This window comes from Anaerosporobacter mobilis DSM 15930, assembly GCF_900142955.1.
In the GTDB taxonomy this organism is placed as follows: Bacteria; Bacillota; Clostridia; order Lachnospirales; family Lachnospiraceae; genus Anaerosporobacter; species Anaerosporobacter mobilis.
Genome location: NZ_FRCP01000009.1, coordinates 1 through 16,965, shown reverse-complemented (window position 1 = coordinate 16,965; position 16,965 = coordinate 1). Strand labels below are relative to the sequence as shown.

At 30.1% G+C, this 16,965-nt stretch carries 14 protein-coding genes and 1 pseudogene; 2 read left to right on the top strand and 13 right to left on the bottom strand.

The window, feature by feature from the left end:
- Positions 1-244: 244 nt before the first annotated feature.
- From BUB90_RS08325 to BUB90_RS08315, 3 genes are read right to left on the bottom strand one after another with little or no spacing between them, the layout of a single operon-like run.
- Complete coding sequence (locus BUB90_RS08325) at positions 245-2,026, bottom strand: ABC transporter ATP-binding protein (protein WP_073285933.1); 1,782 nt, start codon at positions 2,024-2,026, stop codon at positions 245-247.
- The gene (locus BUB90_RS08320) at positions 2,016-3,812 is read right to left on the bottom strand and encodes an ATP-binding cassette domain-containing protein (protein ID WP_073285929.1); all 1,797 of its coding nucleotides are present in this window, start codon (positions 3,810-3,812) and stop codon (positions 2,016-2,018) included. Before BUB90_RS08320 ends, BUB90_RS08325 begins: the two co-directional genes overlap by 11 nt.
- 27 nt (positions 3,813-3,839) lie before the next feature.
- Entirely contained in the window at positions 3,840-5,033 is a 1,194-nt protein-coding gene (locus BUB90_RS08315) for a radical SAM protein (protein WP_073285925.1), read from the bottom strand.
- A 723-nt stretch (positions 5,034-5,756) separates the two neighbouring features.
- Here BUB90_RS08315 and BUB90_RS08310 point away from each other — a divergent pair.
- Together BUB90_RS08310 and BUB90_RS08305 are read left to right on the top strand one after the other, a co-directional pair.
- Positions 5,757-7,121, top strand: a complete 1,365-nt coding sequence (locus tag BUB90_RS08310) for a TldD/PmbA family protein (protein WP_084139158.1) — start codon at positions 5,757-5,759, stop codon at positions 7,119-7,121.
- 26 nt (positions 7,122-7,147) lie between these two features.
- Complete coding sequence (locus BUB90_RS08305) at positions 7,148-8,446, top strand: metallopeptidase TldD-related protein (protein WP_073285922.1); 1,299 nt, start codon at positions 7,148-7,150, stop codon at positions 8,444-8,446.
- A 511-nt stretch (positions 8,447-8,957) separates the two neighbouring features.
- Here BUB90_RS08305 and BUB90_RS24535 read toward each other — a convergent pair.
- From BUB90_RS24535 to BUB90_RS08265, 10 genes and pseudogenes are all read right to left on the bottom strand, one after another.
- Positions 8,958-9,250, bottom strand: a pseudogene (locus tag BUB90_RS24535) (transposase); the annotation flags it as partial.
- Between the two features lie 548 nt (positions 9,251-9,798).
- Positions 9,799-10,440, bottom strand: a complete 642-nt coding sequence (locus BUB90_RS08300; RefSeq protein ID WP_073285919.1) for an HNH endonuclease — start codon at positions 10,438-10,440, stop codon at positions 9,799-9,801.
- Between the two features lie 3 nt (positions 10,441-10,443).
- A complete protein-coding gene (locus BUB90_RS08295; RefSeq protein WP_073285916.1) occupies positions 10,444-11,097 on the bottom strand; it encodes a hypothetical protein in 654 nt (217 codons plus the stop codon).
- An 11-nt stretch (positions 11,098-11,108) separates the two neighbouring features.
- On the bottom strand, positions 11,109-12,500 hold the full coding sequence (locus BUB90_RS08290; RefSeq protein WP_139241727.1) for an ATP-binding protein: 1,392 nt from the start codon (positions 12,498-12,500) through the stop codon (positions 11,109-11,111).
- Positions 12,501-12,637: 137 nt separating this feature from the next.
- Positions 12,638-12,793: a hypothetical protein gene (locus BUB90_RS23470; RefSeq protein ID WP_170865464.1), complete on the bottom strand. Its 156-nt coding sequence runs from the start codon at positions 12,791-12,793 to the stop codon at positions 12,638-12,640.
- A gap of 234 nt (positions 12,794-13,027) precedes the next feature.
- Positions 13,028-13,390 (bottom strand): hypothetical protein, encoded by a 363-nt coding sequence (locus tag BUB90_RS08285; protein WP_073285908.1) that lies wholly within the window; start codon positions 13,388-13,390, stop codon positions 13,028-13,030.
- A gap of 107 nt (positions 13,391-13,497) precedes the next feature.
- Positions 13,498-15,135, bottom strand: coding sequence for a DNA cytosine methyltransferase (locus BUB90_RS08280; RefSeq protein WP_330393767.1), 1,638 nt, complete (start codon positions 15,133-15,135; stop codon positions 13,498-13,500).
- Between the two features lie 41 nt (positions 15,136-15,176).
- Positions 15,177-15,368, bottom strand: coding sequence for a hypothetical protein (locus tag BUB90_RS08275; RefSeq protein WP_073285906.1), 192 nt, complete (start codon positions 15,366-15,368; stop codon positions 15,177-15,179).
- 48 nt (positions 15,369-15,416) lie between these two features.
- Complete coding sequence (locus tag BUB90_RS08270; RefSeq protein ID WP_073285903.1) at positions 15,417-16,055, bottom strand: hypothetical protein; 639 nt, start codon at positions 16,053-16,055, stop codon at positions 15,417-15,419.
- A gap of 288 nt (positions 16,056-16,343) precedes the next feature.
- The gene (locus BUB90_RS08265; protein WP_073285900.1) at positions 16,344-16,610 is read right to left on the bottom strand and encodes a hypothetical protein; all 267 of its coding nucleotides are present in this window, start codon (positions 16,608-16,610) and stop codon (positions 16,344-16,346) included.
- Between the last annotated feature and the right edge of the window lie 355 nt (positions 16,611-16,965).

Here is a 16,965-nt window from a genome sequence, read left to right as displayed (position 1 = left end):
TTTTTAAGGTAACTTTCTTGTTATACAACTAGCGCATATGACAAAGAAATCTTTATATACTTCAAGGTTAAGAGTGTACATAAAGATAGTTAAATATGTGACTGAGCACCTACTAGTATATTTTCATACGAAATATGAATAAATTTCCATTTTGCTAACTCTTTAGAAATCTGCCATTATTATAAGTTTTGAAATCTTTGATTATATCACTTTTAACATATGCTTCTATAACATTGTTCTTCATTTAATTATACCATTTACTTTGAGCATAAAACATATCCCTATATTTTCCCTCTGTATTAATCAGAGCATTATGGGTACCATCTTGTAAAATTTGGCCGTCTGAAAATACGAGAATTCTATCAGCTATTTTAGCAGCTCCTAATCTGTGAGTAACAATAAAAGAAGTTTTACCTTTTGAGATTTCTTTAAATTTCTGGTAGATTATTGTTTCCTCATTAGGATCAATGGCCGCTGTTGGCTCATCTAATAAAATCATATTATGATTCTTATACAAACCTCTAGCAATTGCTATACGTTGCCATTGACCACCTGATAAATCAGTACCATCAAATTCTTTTGAAAGTATTGTCTTATATCCATCAGAAAATACTTCATTTGTTATATTCAAATCTGCCATATTTAATGCACACTCTACTCTATTTTCATCAATTACTGTTTCTGTATCACTAATAGCAACATTATCTTCCAAGGATATTTTATATTTTTGATAGTTTTGAAATACACTAGAAATATTCATAAATAAATGTGAAGTATCAATTTCGCTAGTATCATATCCCCCAATAGATACCTTCCCTTTGCTAGGCAAATAAAGCCCCGAAATTAATTTAACAAATGTACTTTTTCCAGCACCGTTTTCACCTACAATAGCAACGGTTTCACCTGAATGCACCACTAAGGAAACATCAGAAATTGCCTCTTCATTTCTATTTGGATAATTGAAAGAAGCATGGTCTACTATAATTTCAGGTGCTGAATCAATTGTTATTTTATCTCCTGATTTTTCTGGCTGTTCAAGAAAAATTACAAAGTTTCTCACACTACCACTTTCCTTCATTACTTTTCCAATTGTTATGCTTATAAATTCATTCATCATATTTGTAAGAAGTTGATATGAAGCTAATACTGCACCAAATGTACCTATAGTGATTGATCCATTAAGAACATTATTAGTAAGTAATATAAGAGTAATTAAATAACCACTTATAGTAATAACTTTAAGTTTTAATTCCATAAATGTAGATTTTTTCTTTACTTTAAAGTTTTTTTGATTTAGTATTACTAGTGTCTTGGAGTATAATTTGTTAAAATATTGATATGCTCCAAGTATTCTAGTTTCTTTGAAATATTCGCGACTTGTTATACATTGTTCATAGTAATTATACTCTCTTCTAATAGGAGCAATTGTATCCTCAAGATTATAGAAAAGTTTTCCCTTAACTATTTGAGCTATTAATGAAGGCAAAAATATTACCAAAATTATAATAATCAAACTAGGTTTGATATTATATAAATAGATGCCAACTATCACAAAATATGGTAAATAAATAAATACAGCATCCATTACACTTGTAACCAAACGAACACTATTAATTATACCTTTTTTAGCTTTATCTATTTCATCAAGTATACTTGTATTTTCAAAATCTATAGGATTAATTTTTGAACATTTTTGGTTAAATAAATATTCAAATTTTAATGTTACCTTCTTTTCAAAATCACCATATATAATGGTGTTTATGCAATTCAAAAACGGATTGGCTTCAATACAAATGAATAAAAAAATGAGATCTATAATAAGTTTACCATACATCCTATCATCAGTAAGTGAAATTGAGACTTCATCAAATAGTGATTGAAGTGCTATAATATTTAGCGCTAAAAACGTACCAAGCATAAGTTCAATGAAACTTTTGAAAGTAAAATATATAGGGCATGCCTTGAAGGTATTAATTATTAAACTAATTAACATTTTAAATAAAGACTTAGGATTTTTACTTTTCATTTTCGTACCAACTCCTTTGACTTTCAAACATCCGTGAATAAGTTCCATTATTCTTCATTAAATCATAGTAGTTTCCTTTTTCTATCACAGAACCATTTTCTATCACATAAATGATATCTGCTAATTTAGTAGACCCAAGACGATGACTAATAAAAATGGTAGTTTGTCCTTTACTAATTTCCTCAAATTTTTCATAAAGTTTGCTTTCGCTAATTGGATCAAGAGATGCTGTTGGTTCATCCAAAATTCTTATAGTAGCACAACTCATCATTGCTCTAGCCATAGCAACTCGCTGCCATTGACCACCTGATATATCAACGGAATTATGATGTATTTTTCCAAGATAACTATCAATTCCATTTGGAAGATTATTAACAACATTATTTAAATCAATTATATTCATTATATTTAATATTTCAGAGATTGAATTTTCTTGTATATTTCCTAATAAAATATTATCTTTTAAAGTAACAGCATATTTAGCATAATCCTGAAATACAACAGAAAACATAGACTTAAGTTGACTTTGAGTATAATTTTTAATCGATATCCCATTAATTAAAATCTCGCCATCAAAATCTTCATATAGACCCAATAATAACTTTATAATTGTAGATTTACCAGCTCCATTAATTCCTACGAATGCATAATGTTTTCCTTTTTCTATCTTTATACATAAATTATTTAAAATAAATTGTTTTGAATCAGGATACCGGAAAGAAACTTTCTTAAATTCAACAGTTTCAATACAAATAGGATTTTTATCCGGTAAATCAAGATATTCACTATTATTATCTAAATTTATAAATGCACTTAAGTCTTTCATATATTCCAAATTCTGCGCAAGTACTTCAGCACACTCTGGTAATTCCCATGATAAATCAGGTATTAATGATACTACATTATTAATAATAGATATAAATAACCCAATTGTTAAAACACCACTTTTAACAGGGAAAATAAGTAATATTACAATACTTGCTGTAAGTAATGAAGTGGCAAAACCACCCAATCCTGCCTGTCTTGCCCAATTAATATTTGCTTTACGCATTAGTTTTCTAGATTGATCGAATTGACTATACCAATATTCATTAACCTTATCACTATAATTAAAGAGCGCACGTTCACTAACTGCATCTCTACCCGTTAATACTTCTGAATAATAGTTAGCTTTTCGATTATATTTCTGTGCTTCCCGATAAGCAGCATAATTAACTTCTCCACCTTTAATTGCTATTTTAAATACAGGAATAGCTATTAAAAAAATTATTATAGCAGCCCACCATATTTGAGTAAATAAAATGATTAAGATGCCTAGAATTTTCAAAATAAGATAAACCAAGTCAAAAAATTTACTAAAACCTTTTTGACATTGGGTCTCAGGCTCCTTAATTACTCTTGATATTAAATTACAACTTTCAGCATTTTCAATATAGTTATATTTAAGAGAAGCTATTCTTTCTACTATAAAAACCCTAAAGGTTTTACGCAAATTATTTTCAAGCTTTGCTTCTGCAAGCTCAATTAACTGTGTTGAACACCATGAATAAATAGCGCAAATAACTATACATACTAATGGAATTACAATAGATATATAAGTATCATTATTTTTTTGTAATTTATTTATCGTTGCATTAATAAAACCTGCAGTTGCTAGCATACTTATAGTTGGTACAATACCACCTATTACTTTTAAAATTATTATTAAAAAAGAATAGAACGGACTATATTGGAAAGGAATTTTAAGAATATCTTTAATATCATATTGCTTATCTTTTAAGGTCATTTTAGTAAATCCTTTCTTTATTATTTGCTAAAAATTTGATAAATAATTATCTATAATTATCTGAAACTTTTCTGGAGTATCTTTATAAATAGATACTAACTTTATGAGTGCATATTCATATAATTTCATTTTAAAACAATTTTTATCTAGATAAGGTTCTTTTTTCATTTTAAGTACATAATCGGCAGTACAATCTTTACATAACCCTCTTGCCCAACAATTAAGGCAAGTATCATTGTTCTTTGAGTTTATTACATCAATATAATCATTCGCTAAATTTTTATCAATAAATCTTGAACATGGCACCTTATTTCCATTATAATCAAAAAAAGCATTAAATTCTTTTTCAATATCATAGCAAAATTTATCAAAATAAATTGGTTCTATAAGTACATCAATTACTGCACATGCATATGTACTTAAATTCCTATTAATAGAATTTTTGTATATTTTTTCAAATGTAGAATCTATATTTTTTTCTGAAATAGTTAAATCAAGACTATTATCACTATCCAATTTTAGCCAATCTATTTCTGTTACGACATCTGATATATAATATTTTATCCCTAAATTTTGGAAGAAATTATTTAGTTCATTATATGTTATATGCTCTTGATGATATTTTGTATAAGTACAATTAAGTTCTAGTAAATCACCTATTGAAGTAATACGTATTTTATTAATAATCTTCATTATATTATTATAAGAACAGTTTAATCTCAATTTATCATGGATATAATCTGGGCCATCTAGACTAATTGTTATCTTAAAGTGATATTTATCAAAAAAAGTAATCATATAATCATCAATAAGGGTTCCATTAGTAACAATAGAAAATACATCTACGTCTATATTACCATCTAATCTGTTTACAATATACTTAATTAAATCAAAATTTAACGTAGGTTCTCCACCAAAAAAATTCACATTACCTATACTTTTAAAATTTCTTAGTATATAATCTATAATTTTATCTGCATCATCTCTATTCATTAATGTATTTTTTCGCCCAAAATTCCCACCTTTTTCGTAGCAATAAATACATTTACCATTACAAGTATTTGATATAATTAATGTCACCTTATGTAATTTATTAAATTCATTTATAAATAGAGTTTTCTCATTATTTTCTACATCACCTGGTATAAAATCTTGAAACAACTTTAAAGTTTCGCTATTAAAAAAATAATTTATATCATCTAAAGTAAAATTAAAAATCATAAATATATATTCCTTTCTTTAAGCAAGCAAAATTTCACTCTGCTTCATTATTAATTAGTTAATTATTAATTTTGAATTCACTTGTAATTATTATTTATTATGCATCTTGTAATATAATAGTAATCTACATTACACTATTACTTCAGTAGTAAATATTTAAACAAAGAACCTTTAAAGAAATTTAAAACTTAATAAAATTATTTATTAGCTTAATACATTCCAAAAGACACCAAGTATTAATACTTGGTGTCTTTTATTTTTTAACAATATGCTAATCTAATAAATTAACCACAATTAATTTGGAGTATGACTTCCATTAGCATGTACACCACAATTACTTCTAACTGCAGTTTTCTTTTTGCTTGTTTTAGCTATAATTTGCATATTAATACCTCCTTTCTTGTTATTTCTTACATATTATAACTCTATCAACCTTTTTTTTCAAGTAAAATTTTTCTTTTTTTCTAATTATTACATTATTATTAATAATATGTCATTTTTATCAAATAAAGTATTATTTTTTTAATATATATTTAGAGTTAAGAATAAAATATAAAAAATAGTGAATTTTATTGTGAAAGTGGTATAATATGTAATATCGTCCATAATATAGGAAACATAATTTAATAAACTAAAACTATTAAGAAATATATATTAATTTGGCAATAAATAATTTTATACAGATATAAAACCTACAAAAAATTATTAAAAGGAGATGAAATATTGGATATTTTAAAGTATAGTTCAATGCTTCAAGATAATATGGATATAAGATGGCATTGTAATTGTAATCAATCAGTATCTATTTTGAATGGAGGTATGACACAAAATAGTAGTGAAAAAAATCAAGGAATTAGTGTTAAAATATTTAGAAATGGTGTGCATGGATTTGCTAGTTCATCTGATACAGATCATAATACTATATGTCGTGTAGTAAAAGCTGCACAAGAAAATGCAGCGCTATTAGATTCAAAAATCGGACGTAGTATAACTTTACCAAAACAGGTCAATTTGAATATTCCATTATATTATGAAATAAAAAGAATAGACCAGAGATATATTATTGATATTGCTAAAGAAATAGATGCTTATATAATTAACAATTATCCTAATTTAAAAAGCCGTACAATAATTATAACAAACGAATCTACAGAAAAGAAGTTATTAACAGCTAACGTAAAAAGCCATACATTTCGACCAAGAGCTGTATTTCATCTATCAATGACAACAAATGATAAAACTGGACTTCCAGTTACATATGAGAATCATCTTGGTGAATTCGGAATGATTGATGAACAATTCGAAGATAAAGAAAAACTATATAGCCTTGTAGATCAGACTTATGAATCTCTCATGCAAAAAAAAGAGGGTGGATTAGCTGAAGGTGGATTTAAACAAGTTATATTATCTCCTGATCTTGCAGGCATTCTTATGCATGAAGCAATAGGACATGCAGTTGAATCAGATAGCTTTCAAGCAAATTCAATAGCATACACAATGCGGGATAAATTATGTACAAGTGAACTAATAACATTAGTTGATCTAGCTAATACTTATAATGGAGAAACACTGCCAGTACCAATTTATGTAGACGATGAAGGTACTAAGGCTGAAGATGTAACCATTATTTCAAACGGGGTTATGAAAGATTTTCTCTACAATAGAAAATTAGCAGTTGAATATAACGGAACCCCAAAAGGAAATGCTAGAGCTAGTGAATATAGCGATATACCATTAGTGAGAATGAGGAATACTCTACTTCTACCAGGAGAAAATACTATTGAAGAAATGATAGCTTCTGTTGACGACGGATATTATTTTATGATGCCAACCAATGGACAAGCAGATTTAAATAGTGAATTTATGTTCGGTGTCAATATGGGGTATGAAATAAAAAATGGTAAGCTTAGTCGCCCTATAAGAGATACAACGATATCCGGTAAAGCATTTGATGTATTAAGTACAGTAACAATGGTAGGAAATAAAATTAGTTGGAGCGGTGCTGGTTACTGTGGTAAAAACCAATGGATTCCTGTTTCTATGGGTGGTCCTGCAATTAAATGTATGATGCAAGTTGGAGGTAAATAGCTACGATAAACGTAAAGGAGAAAATTATGAACTCTTGTCAAAATTTAGCAATATATATATTGAAAGAATTAGTTAAAGCTGGAGCAGAAAAAGCTGAATGTAATATAAAACATGAAAAAACGGATGAACTAAGTATCTCAGATAATCAGATTGAAACGTTAAGTTCAAATATTTTAACTTATATAGAAATGAAAGCTATAAAAAATAATAAAGCAAGTATAGTACGTGTTTATTCAAACGATATTGAAGAAATAAATACAACAATTAAGATGTGTATACAGGCCGTTGAGAATTCAATTGTAGAACCAGGGGAGGATATTTCTGAAACGTGTTCTTCAATATTATTAATTATTCCTGCAGAAAAGGATGAAATTTTAATGTATAATAGACTTAAGAATTTTATTGACGATGTTCATACACAATATCCAAAAGTTATATTGTCAGAAGGATCTATATTATATTCGGAAAAAGAGCACATATACAGAAATACCAACGGCGCAAATCTAGTAGAAAAGTACGGCTATTATAACGTATGGAGTGGATTTAATGCTAAAGATGAAGATGATGTTTCTAGTAGTTTTGGATTTACTTATAGATTTAAAAAGCTAGATAAACCAATAATAGAATGCTTTAATGCCCGAGAATTACTACAGAGCGCTACAGATTCTATACGACCATATTCAGCAACAGATAAGTTTATTGGAACAGTTATATGTACTCCAGATGTTGTATATGAGATATTTCAACTTATATGTAGCTTGTTAATAAGTGATCAGCCCCTTATTCAGGAAACAAGTAGATGGAAAGAGAACCTTGGAAAAAAGGTAGCAAGTGAAAAATTGACAATATCTTCTATATATTCCAATCCAGAATTTTGCCTTGGGGGAGCTCACGTTTCTTGGTCAGGATTTATTAATAGAGATTGTACATACATTGAAAAAGGTGTTTTAAAAAATTTTATGGTAAGCCTATATGGCTCCCGAAAAACAGGCATAACACAAATACATAACGAAGGAAAAGGAATAAGTATTACGCCAGGCTCAAAAAAACTAAATGAGATTATAACTGAAATTCCCAAAGGTATATTATTGTATGGTTTTTCTGGTGATGACCCAAACGAAAGCTATGAAATAAATGGTGTAGTACAAAGTGGGTTCGCTATCGAAAACGGAAAGAAAACATATGCTTTAACAGATACGATGATATCATGTAATTTACTTGATATGCTAAATAATATACATGAAATTTCGTCAGAAGTTTGGCAAGATGGTGAAAGCAGTATACCATATATTTCATTTAACAATATAACCATTATTAAAAAATAAATTCGAATGCAAAATAAGTCTTTTGATATTTTACATGTTTAAGGGTGTGTAATACACATGTTTCAAGAAAGTACGTTGAAGTAGTTTATTAACTAATGAGACTTTCTATGACAAATATAAAATCATAGGAGGTATTAGGAGGTATATAGAAAAACTTTCACAGACTCAATCCTGCTGTTGTTCCCAAATAGGATGAAGTGCGTGTTAATATTGTTCCATACACAGAATATTGACTCATTTTCTATACCCGTAGATGATGTCACTGACAATATTACGATGTCAATCTGATAATTTCTAACAACTTCAATTGTGATACTCAAAAAAGAGCTATGCTGAGGGAGACGATAGAGAGTGTAATTGATTTTGTATAAACCTCTTGAATTGAAGTAAAATACTCAAAGTGGTTTAAGAAGTTACAATAAAATATCAGTTGCCTGTATTTTGGCACAAACCAAGTAGCCTGTCAATATCTCAAATTGCCAGGCTACTATTTTTATGTACAATTTAACATCTATTCTATGTCAGATGGAGATATACGATCAGAAAAGTATATACATATTTGATCAAGGGTTTTCCCCCAATCCCAGCTCTTTCCCGTCCATTTTTGGGTTATATCCATCATAGCTAGGTAAAGCAGCTTAAACAAAGAATCATCAGTTGGGAATATTGTTCTGCTTTTAGTAACCTTGCATAGCTGTCGGTTAAAATTTTCGATATATTAGTAGTGTAGATAATTTTTCGAATCTCTGATGGATATTTAAGGTATGTTGACAGTTGCGTCCAGTTGTTCCGCCAGGATACAATTTAAGATGTGAAAATCAATTGATGGATTATGTACCATTTCAAGAACAGTTAAAAATGGAGGCTAATGATAGTAATCCATCTTCCACAACTTGCTAACACTATTTAGTATGTGACTATAACCAATTATTACACTAGAATACACATTAAGCCACTATGCGATAGTGCAATTAATATAAAAGTGATAGCACATCACATATCACATAGTAATCTGTAATAGTATCTTATTATATATCTTAAATGATCATAAAACGATATTACTTTGCTATTCAACTATATACATTTTCTTTTGCAAGATACGCAGTCTGTACGTACAGATTGCAAACTTGTTAGGGGGCTTCCCTAAAACCCTACTTTACAAATTAATTACCTTTATAAAAAGTACCAACGGAATAAACACACATTTTAAGTAGGACGAATTATAATTCCTTCTTTATTTCTGTCACAACAACGCCATAGAATGGTGCTATATCCTGCATCATTCTATGGCATTATTTGAGTTGATTTTAAAAGTTTTATACTCACATACGTCGGTATAAAGCAGTATATAACTATTCTTTTGAATACAGTTCTAATGTAAATCTTTCATTATTATAATTTTCTAGGAATATCTCATTACAAGTAATATAATATTCATTTAATTCATTTTTAGCCTCTAATAATAACTGTCCCTGCTTTGTGTCTTTACCAACTTTATCAATCTGTACATTTAGTTTATCACGTGTACTTTTTAGAGTTTCACATATCCAAGCTAAATTATGTATGGGACGATACAACTTAAGTTTATTAATCATATCTCTCCCTTTTATATCATCAGATGCAATCCCACCAGCATCATTTCGATAAAAAATTTCTCCATAATCACTTTCAACAGGATTATAAAAGTATTCATTCTCTATTACTCGCTTAGATATATTGCCTTTATAATAACTACTCTTAGCTAAATTACACTTTTTACATGAATAAACTAAATTTTCATATAGAGTTTCACATTCGGGCCATTCATCTTTAAAGGTATCTCTCGGAATAAAATGATCTACTTCAAAAGGAGTGGTGATTCCCGAATCAATCAAATTACAATAAGCACATCTATGAGAAAAATCTTGTTTTAAATAAGGTTTGTAATCTGGATAATTTTTATATTTCTTAGTACAAGTTCTTTTTATTGTATAATCTCTAAACTTTCTACTCATCAGTTACTCCAACATATTATTTGCTTTTTCTATAAGTTCTACAATTTTTTTTACCTTACCTTCATCAAAAACTCTATCAATTTGTGATTGATCTGATGGTAAAAAGTCTGCAATTTCACTTTCTACTTTTAGCACCTCTTTAATCATATCACTTTCATTACCTTTGGCTAATTTCTCCTTCAAATCAAATAATGTTAATTTTAAAGAATCTCGTTGTGAAACATATTTACGCATACTGTCAAAAATATTGTGTACCTTATCCTTGGAATACTCTTCTTCTAATTTAAAAAAATCTCGTTTTCTATATACTTTATCAGCATCTATAAAATCCGGTTCTATACTTTCTTCAACAACTTCTGTTAATATGATAATAGGAAACTTAGGAACAACTTCTTTTATTTTTCTAAAAATTTCTGTTCCTTGTATCTTTGTTGTCCTAACCATGATTTTGTAGTCAATTATTAAACAGCCAATTTCTTCATTAACTATATCATGCATAACATCCCTGAAAACTTCATCAACCAATTTTCCGCTCTCTTTTGATAGCGAATATGATTTAAAATCATATTCCACAGAGCGTGGTGCATTAATCTTTATTGTGCGTCGCATTGCCTTCAACTGACTTTCTTCGTCATCTATCAAACCTATAGTATACATGATTCCACCTCCTAACTCTTCCAATACGCTCGAAGCATAAAGCCCGAACTAATAGGAATTACTTGTAGCCTTCCATCATTTCTTTCCACTGACTCACGCGCTACCCAAAGACCTAATCCTGTTCCTCCAAATTTGCTACTTACCGTTGCATCTAGTACTATATCTGGGTTTTGAAGATTTTCTTTTGCCAATTCAGGGCCGTTATTCTCCATATCTAAGTATATCTTCTGTCCCTCTTTATATACTTTAAACTTAATAATTCTTTCTCCTTCACACTCTTCTAAAAAGTATGCCGAATTTAACAAAAAATTATTCAAAAGCAAATGAAGGTCAACAATTGGTAATGACAATTTTATATCTTCTGAACAATTTATATCTTCTATTCTAATATGCTTCCTCGCCAGTAAGGTACTCCACTTCTCTACTATATGTACCAGAAATTCATTTATAAATACTTCCTGCGTATGAAAATTTTCTTTATTAACACAATCCATTATTAAATTTACCCATTCGGATAAAAGTATATCCGTACTACTTAATTCCTCCAACATATCATAAGGATTAAAATCTTCATCCCCTATATACGGCTTATAATCCAAAAGTAAATTAATAGATTCCTTTAAATGTTGCCCTCTACTTCCTAAATTAGTTGCTATTCGACTTATTTCATGAGCAAATGTCTGCGCCATAACCCCTGCCGAACTAAGTACCATCAAAAGCTGATTAACTGTCATTTCATAATCTTTCTTTTTTCCAATTGAATAGATTACATCTTTCAAATCATCTTTTGTATAATCTTCTCCTTTTTTCTCCTGCTTGTCTTTCGTATCTGCTTCTGAAGAGTCATCATTTTTTTTTAACTTTTCCCTCTCTTCTTTATCTGCCTGCTCTTTCATTACTTGCTCATAAATTTTTTGCCTTCGATCTTCATGAGCCTTTTCCTTCTCATTTTTCCAAGCTGCATATTCTCTTAATGGATATTGTCTATCATATTCAAATTTTGCTATAATCCCTTCCAACAACTTAACAAAAGCATTATACTCTGAATTTATACTCATCCCTTCTCGATTGGCTGTATCTTCAAGTTTGGGATTGGTAATTCTGCTTATTGAAACACTTCCAATTAACTGATTAGGAGAGACACGCCAATTCCCTTTTTCGTGAGATGCTGCCGCCGGACTACTTTGAACTCGCTTACTTAAATCAATCCAGTCATAAAAAGCTCCATCATCTCCGTATGGGCGTACTTTAAAATCATCGCGATATATTTTAATGCCAGAGAAATCATTAAGCATCTTTTTCCGAACACGTACTTGAAAATCTCTTATTATTTCTACTGTACTTTTAGCACTTTTTAAATAATATATCTTTAACTTAAATGCCCCTACATTTGTATATTCCACTAAATTTTCATCTTTCAATTTGGGGATAATTTCTTTTAACTTGTACTCAAATTGGACATTTCCATTAAACTCTTCTCTTCTATACTTATCTTATTGAAAACACTCAGCTCCCCAAAACTCTTTTAATTCATAAGTCTCTACATCACTTCTGGTCTGTTACTGTAAGGAATATTTCCTATAGTAACCTTCTTACCTAGAAACTTTCTCATTCCATGATGGAACATAATATATCCATACTTTATTTCATCTTGTAAGTCACTTCTCACTATTACTACATTGCCTACTTTTAACATATTTTATCCCCTTTCTTAATTAAGTAAATCCTAATTAGCCACAATTCTTATATTTGAAACATCACAGTCTGTTTAAAGTAGGAAACCTGTCCCCCTTTATCACTTGCAAGCGAAATTCTCCGCTGTCAAGTTGTCCAATGACCTTGCCTATTCTACCGTCTTGTAACTCCACATTGGTATGCTACACATTAATCGTTACCATATCTATATGGAGTTACACTTGCATAGGTCTTATTAATGTGTCTGTAAATCATATGGGAAAAATGTAGAATCTAGCTGCTCAATTGTAATTAATGTATAAGGGTTTCCCAGAATATCCCTTATTTTAAATACAATACTACCCAGTGCATTATAATATAACTTTGAATCCTGCGTCTGGATTGGATTCCTTATTGCAGTTATTACAAATCCTCTTTCTTCTTTAGTACAATCTACACAGGCAAGCAAACGTTCATCTATTGCAACGTTTATATAAATAGATGATTTTTGATACTCTTCTAGTATCGCTTGATTCCAGATATCTGCAATGTACTCCTTTTCTGGTATTTCTCTCCCAATGAAAGCAATAAGAATTTCATATTTTTCAGTTAAATTCATAATATTTTTCCTTTTTCCTTTTTATTTATATTATGAATTCTTTATATAAACGTTCTACCTTTACAAGTACTTAATATGATACCTTCCTTTCCTTAATCCTAATTTTGTTATGCAAAACTAAGCTGCTGATTACTATCATCTATCCTCATATTTAGCATACGCTCGTATTTACACAACTCTGGTAAGTTAGCTCTCACAAGTGCATTTGCAAATGGAGGAGGTACCGCATTCCCACGTCTCTTTACTTGCTCTGTTCTGCTATATTTCTTATTGTTGTAATCACGATCAATTATATAGTCACTTGGAAACCCTTGTGCATTATACAATTCTCTTGGTTCTAACATTCTCAATCCAATATCAATGATCTGGTAATCAACTCCGTGTATTGTAACAAGTCCAAAACGATCATTACTTGTCACTGTATCAAGAGGAGACTTTATATCTTGTCCAGTTCCTTGCCCATAGTACTTAATCAAAAATGCTCTAACCTCTCCGAAGTGTCCTGCACTCGTTGTAACCGTATGAAGCGGATCACGTAAGTCTTGCCCAATACCTGTCTTGTAGAATTTGCTAAGGAATGAAGTTACAAGTCCATACCTATTACTACTATCTAGTGTCATTATTGGTTCGTTGATCTGCTGTCCTCTAACTCCATCTTTTGTAGTTTCAGAATGATACTGTATCAATGCAGGTGCTACTAAAAAATTATGATCTACGGTTGTTATTGTATGAATTGGTTCATCAATCTTACTACCAGATCCTGTGTAATTACCTCCATATGCTTTCATCAAGCATGGAGTTATCAAGCAATGTTCATTCTTGCTTACTATCGTTGTAAGCGGATCATATATTGAATGGTTTCTATCTTTTGCAAAGCCTGTCTGTCCAATCTGACATATGAATGGTTCAGGATTATCAATTACAAATTTCTGTATTCCCCTAGCAATTCGATTCATTGTCTTTTCTGCTAAAGGTCTTACGGCTCTAAGTCCGTACTTTTTCATTATATCTTCGCTTGTATCAAAAATACTAGGACAAGGCAATGAAAAATCTATACATTCGCTTGCTGATACATATGGTTTGCATAAACCACCTTTTACTTCTTCACTATCTACATTTGCATGTGAATGATCTGGCCATACAATCGGTTTACCATCACATCGAGCAATCAAGAAGAATCTCTTACGCATTGTTGGTGCTCCATAATCAGCAGCAATCAGCTCTTTGTGTTCTACCTGATACCCAAGAGCAGTAAGTTGTTGAACAAACTTCTTGAATGTAACTCCTTGCTTTGATTTTATAGGCTTATTGTTACGGTTTAATGGTCCCCATGTTTTAAACTCTTCTACGTTCTCTAACATGATTACTCGTGGTCTAACAAGACCTGCCCATCTGCAAGCAACCCAAGCAAGACCTCTAATAAATTTATTCTTTGGCTTACCTCCTTTTGCCTTGGAAAAATGCTTGCAATCCGGACTAAACCATGCTAGTGCTACTTGTCTTCCATTACATGCTTTTATAGGATCAACTTGCCACACATCCTCACAATAATGCTTTGTACTAGGGTGATTTACCTTATGCATCTTAATAGCTTCTGGATCATGATTAATTGCTATATCAACACTGCGACCTGTAGCTAATTCAATTCCTGTTGAAGCACCACCCCCACCTGCGAAGTTATCCACTATAATTTCACCATTTATCATAATATCTATTGGAGTAAAGAGCTCTTTAATGGTGGCCACCAAACCTCTTACTCCTTTCATTTTTTTCACAAAATATCAATTTATACTTCTTCGCAACTTCCTAAAAATCCATCATTTTCGGCTAATGTCAGCTCATGTGCATCATTAAACAGTGCGCCAACCTCTACGCTATCACACCCATCATGTAAGCATACTTTATCACTTTCTCTTAATGTGCCATCTGCAAGATTTTCTTCGATATACTCAATTAATTTTTTAATTGTTATAGCCATAATTAATCCTCTCTCTCTTCCCTAAACTATCATTATCACTACAAGTAACTATTTGTTTATACTAAGATAGTTATAAAACTCACTATCTATTGTCCATAGATTATTAAAAGTAGCATTTACAACGAAGCCAGTGCATAGGAAGTTCTTGCATATAACATCATATTCATCTTTTCTGCCATTAACTTTTCTATACATTAGATGAATACCGCACTTTGGACAGTAAGCTTTACTTTTAAATGGTTCAATAATAACAAAGTTATTAAATATATTTGACATAGTTATTCCTAATTTAAAACTTTCACTGTTTAAATCATGCCCTAATAATACACCTTGTGTTAATAAATATAAAAATATATCTTTCTGATTCATTTTAGCCATAATTGTTTGTAAATGACTTAATTTTTCAGAATTAGAAATATTTAATTCATCATCAGCATGGTCAATGATTATAATACTGGTGTGATTACGAGGTACGGTTTCATTTACAATATTTATTACACGATTAAAAAAATGCATTAAATTCTCATTTTCTTTTTGCATTATTACATCTGCGTCATTATATACCCCTAATACATCATACACAAATATATGTACATCGCTTGGTTTTTGATTTATAAAGTCCAACGCATAAGTTGTTTTTCCAGAAGCTGGTTTTCCTTTAATGATTACATTCTTGTTTTTTATCATAAAGTCTCCTTTTATACTCTAATGAGTAAATCCTAAATTTCTAGCATTCATTAACTTCCACTCTCTCAAGTGCATACTTAAGTAACATATTCACTAATTCACTCTTGCTACGACTTGTTTTAACTGATAAATTATCTAGCTCTCCAAAAATTGCAATGTCAAAGTCTATAGACTACTTTTTCTTTGTTGGTTTTGATGATTTAATATATACACTTAATTTATCATTTTTATCTTTTAGATTAGTTTTGTCTATCAATTTTTCACCAATTCCTTTCCCAAATATCAACTTTAGTTGAATGGCAACTTCTCAACTATATTTATAACAGTTCCTTTATCTACAAATTCTGTTTTAAATCCATTTCTCCCAATCGTCAAAACAGCCGTTTTATTGATTGCGTTTAAAATTCGAATTCTATCATCATCTACACAAGTAATAATCGGATTTTTTAATTCTAAAATGGCTTCATTTACTACATTTCCCCAATAATCCTTACTTTTACAATGCAGATACTCTTTTATTTGCTCTAAATCTGCAATAAGTAACTCTCTATCCATAAATTACCTCCTATAAATATCAATTCGTACTATATAAGAGTAGAGAATATTGTCTCTATTCTTATTTTTTTGTTATGATGAGGTTGATTGGCTGACGTAATCTATCAATTGGGACACCACGCCCGTAGCTAAACTTGTCAGCCAGCTCTCATTATCTTACATTCGCTTCAGCAAGTTGGGACGTTGCTCCCGTGTCACTAACGAACATGAGTTGATTATGAGATGTTGGAACCAATCATAATAATACATAAAGGAGGACTATCATGATTGCTGTCGGTGTTGATGTTTCTAAATCTAAAAGTATGGTTGCTATTCTTAGCTCAGATGGCGAAATTGTTGCCGAACCATTTGAGGT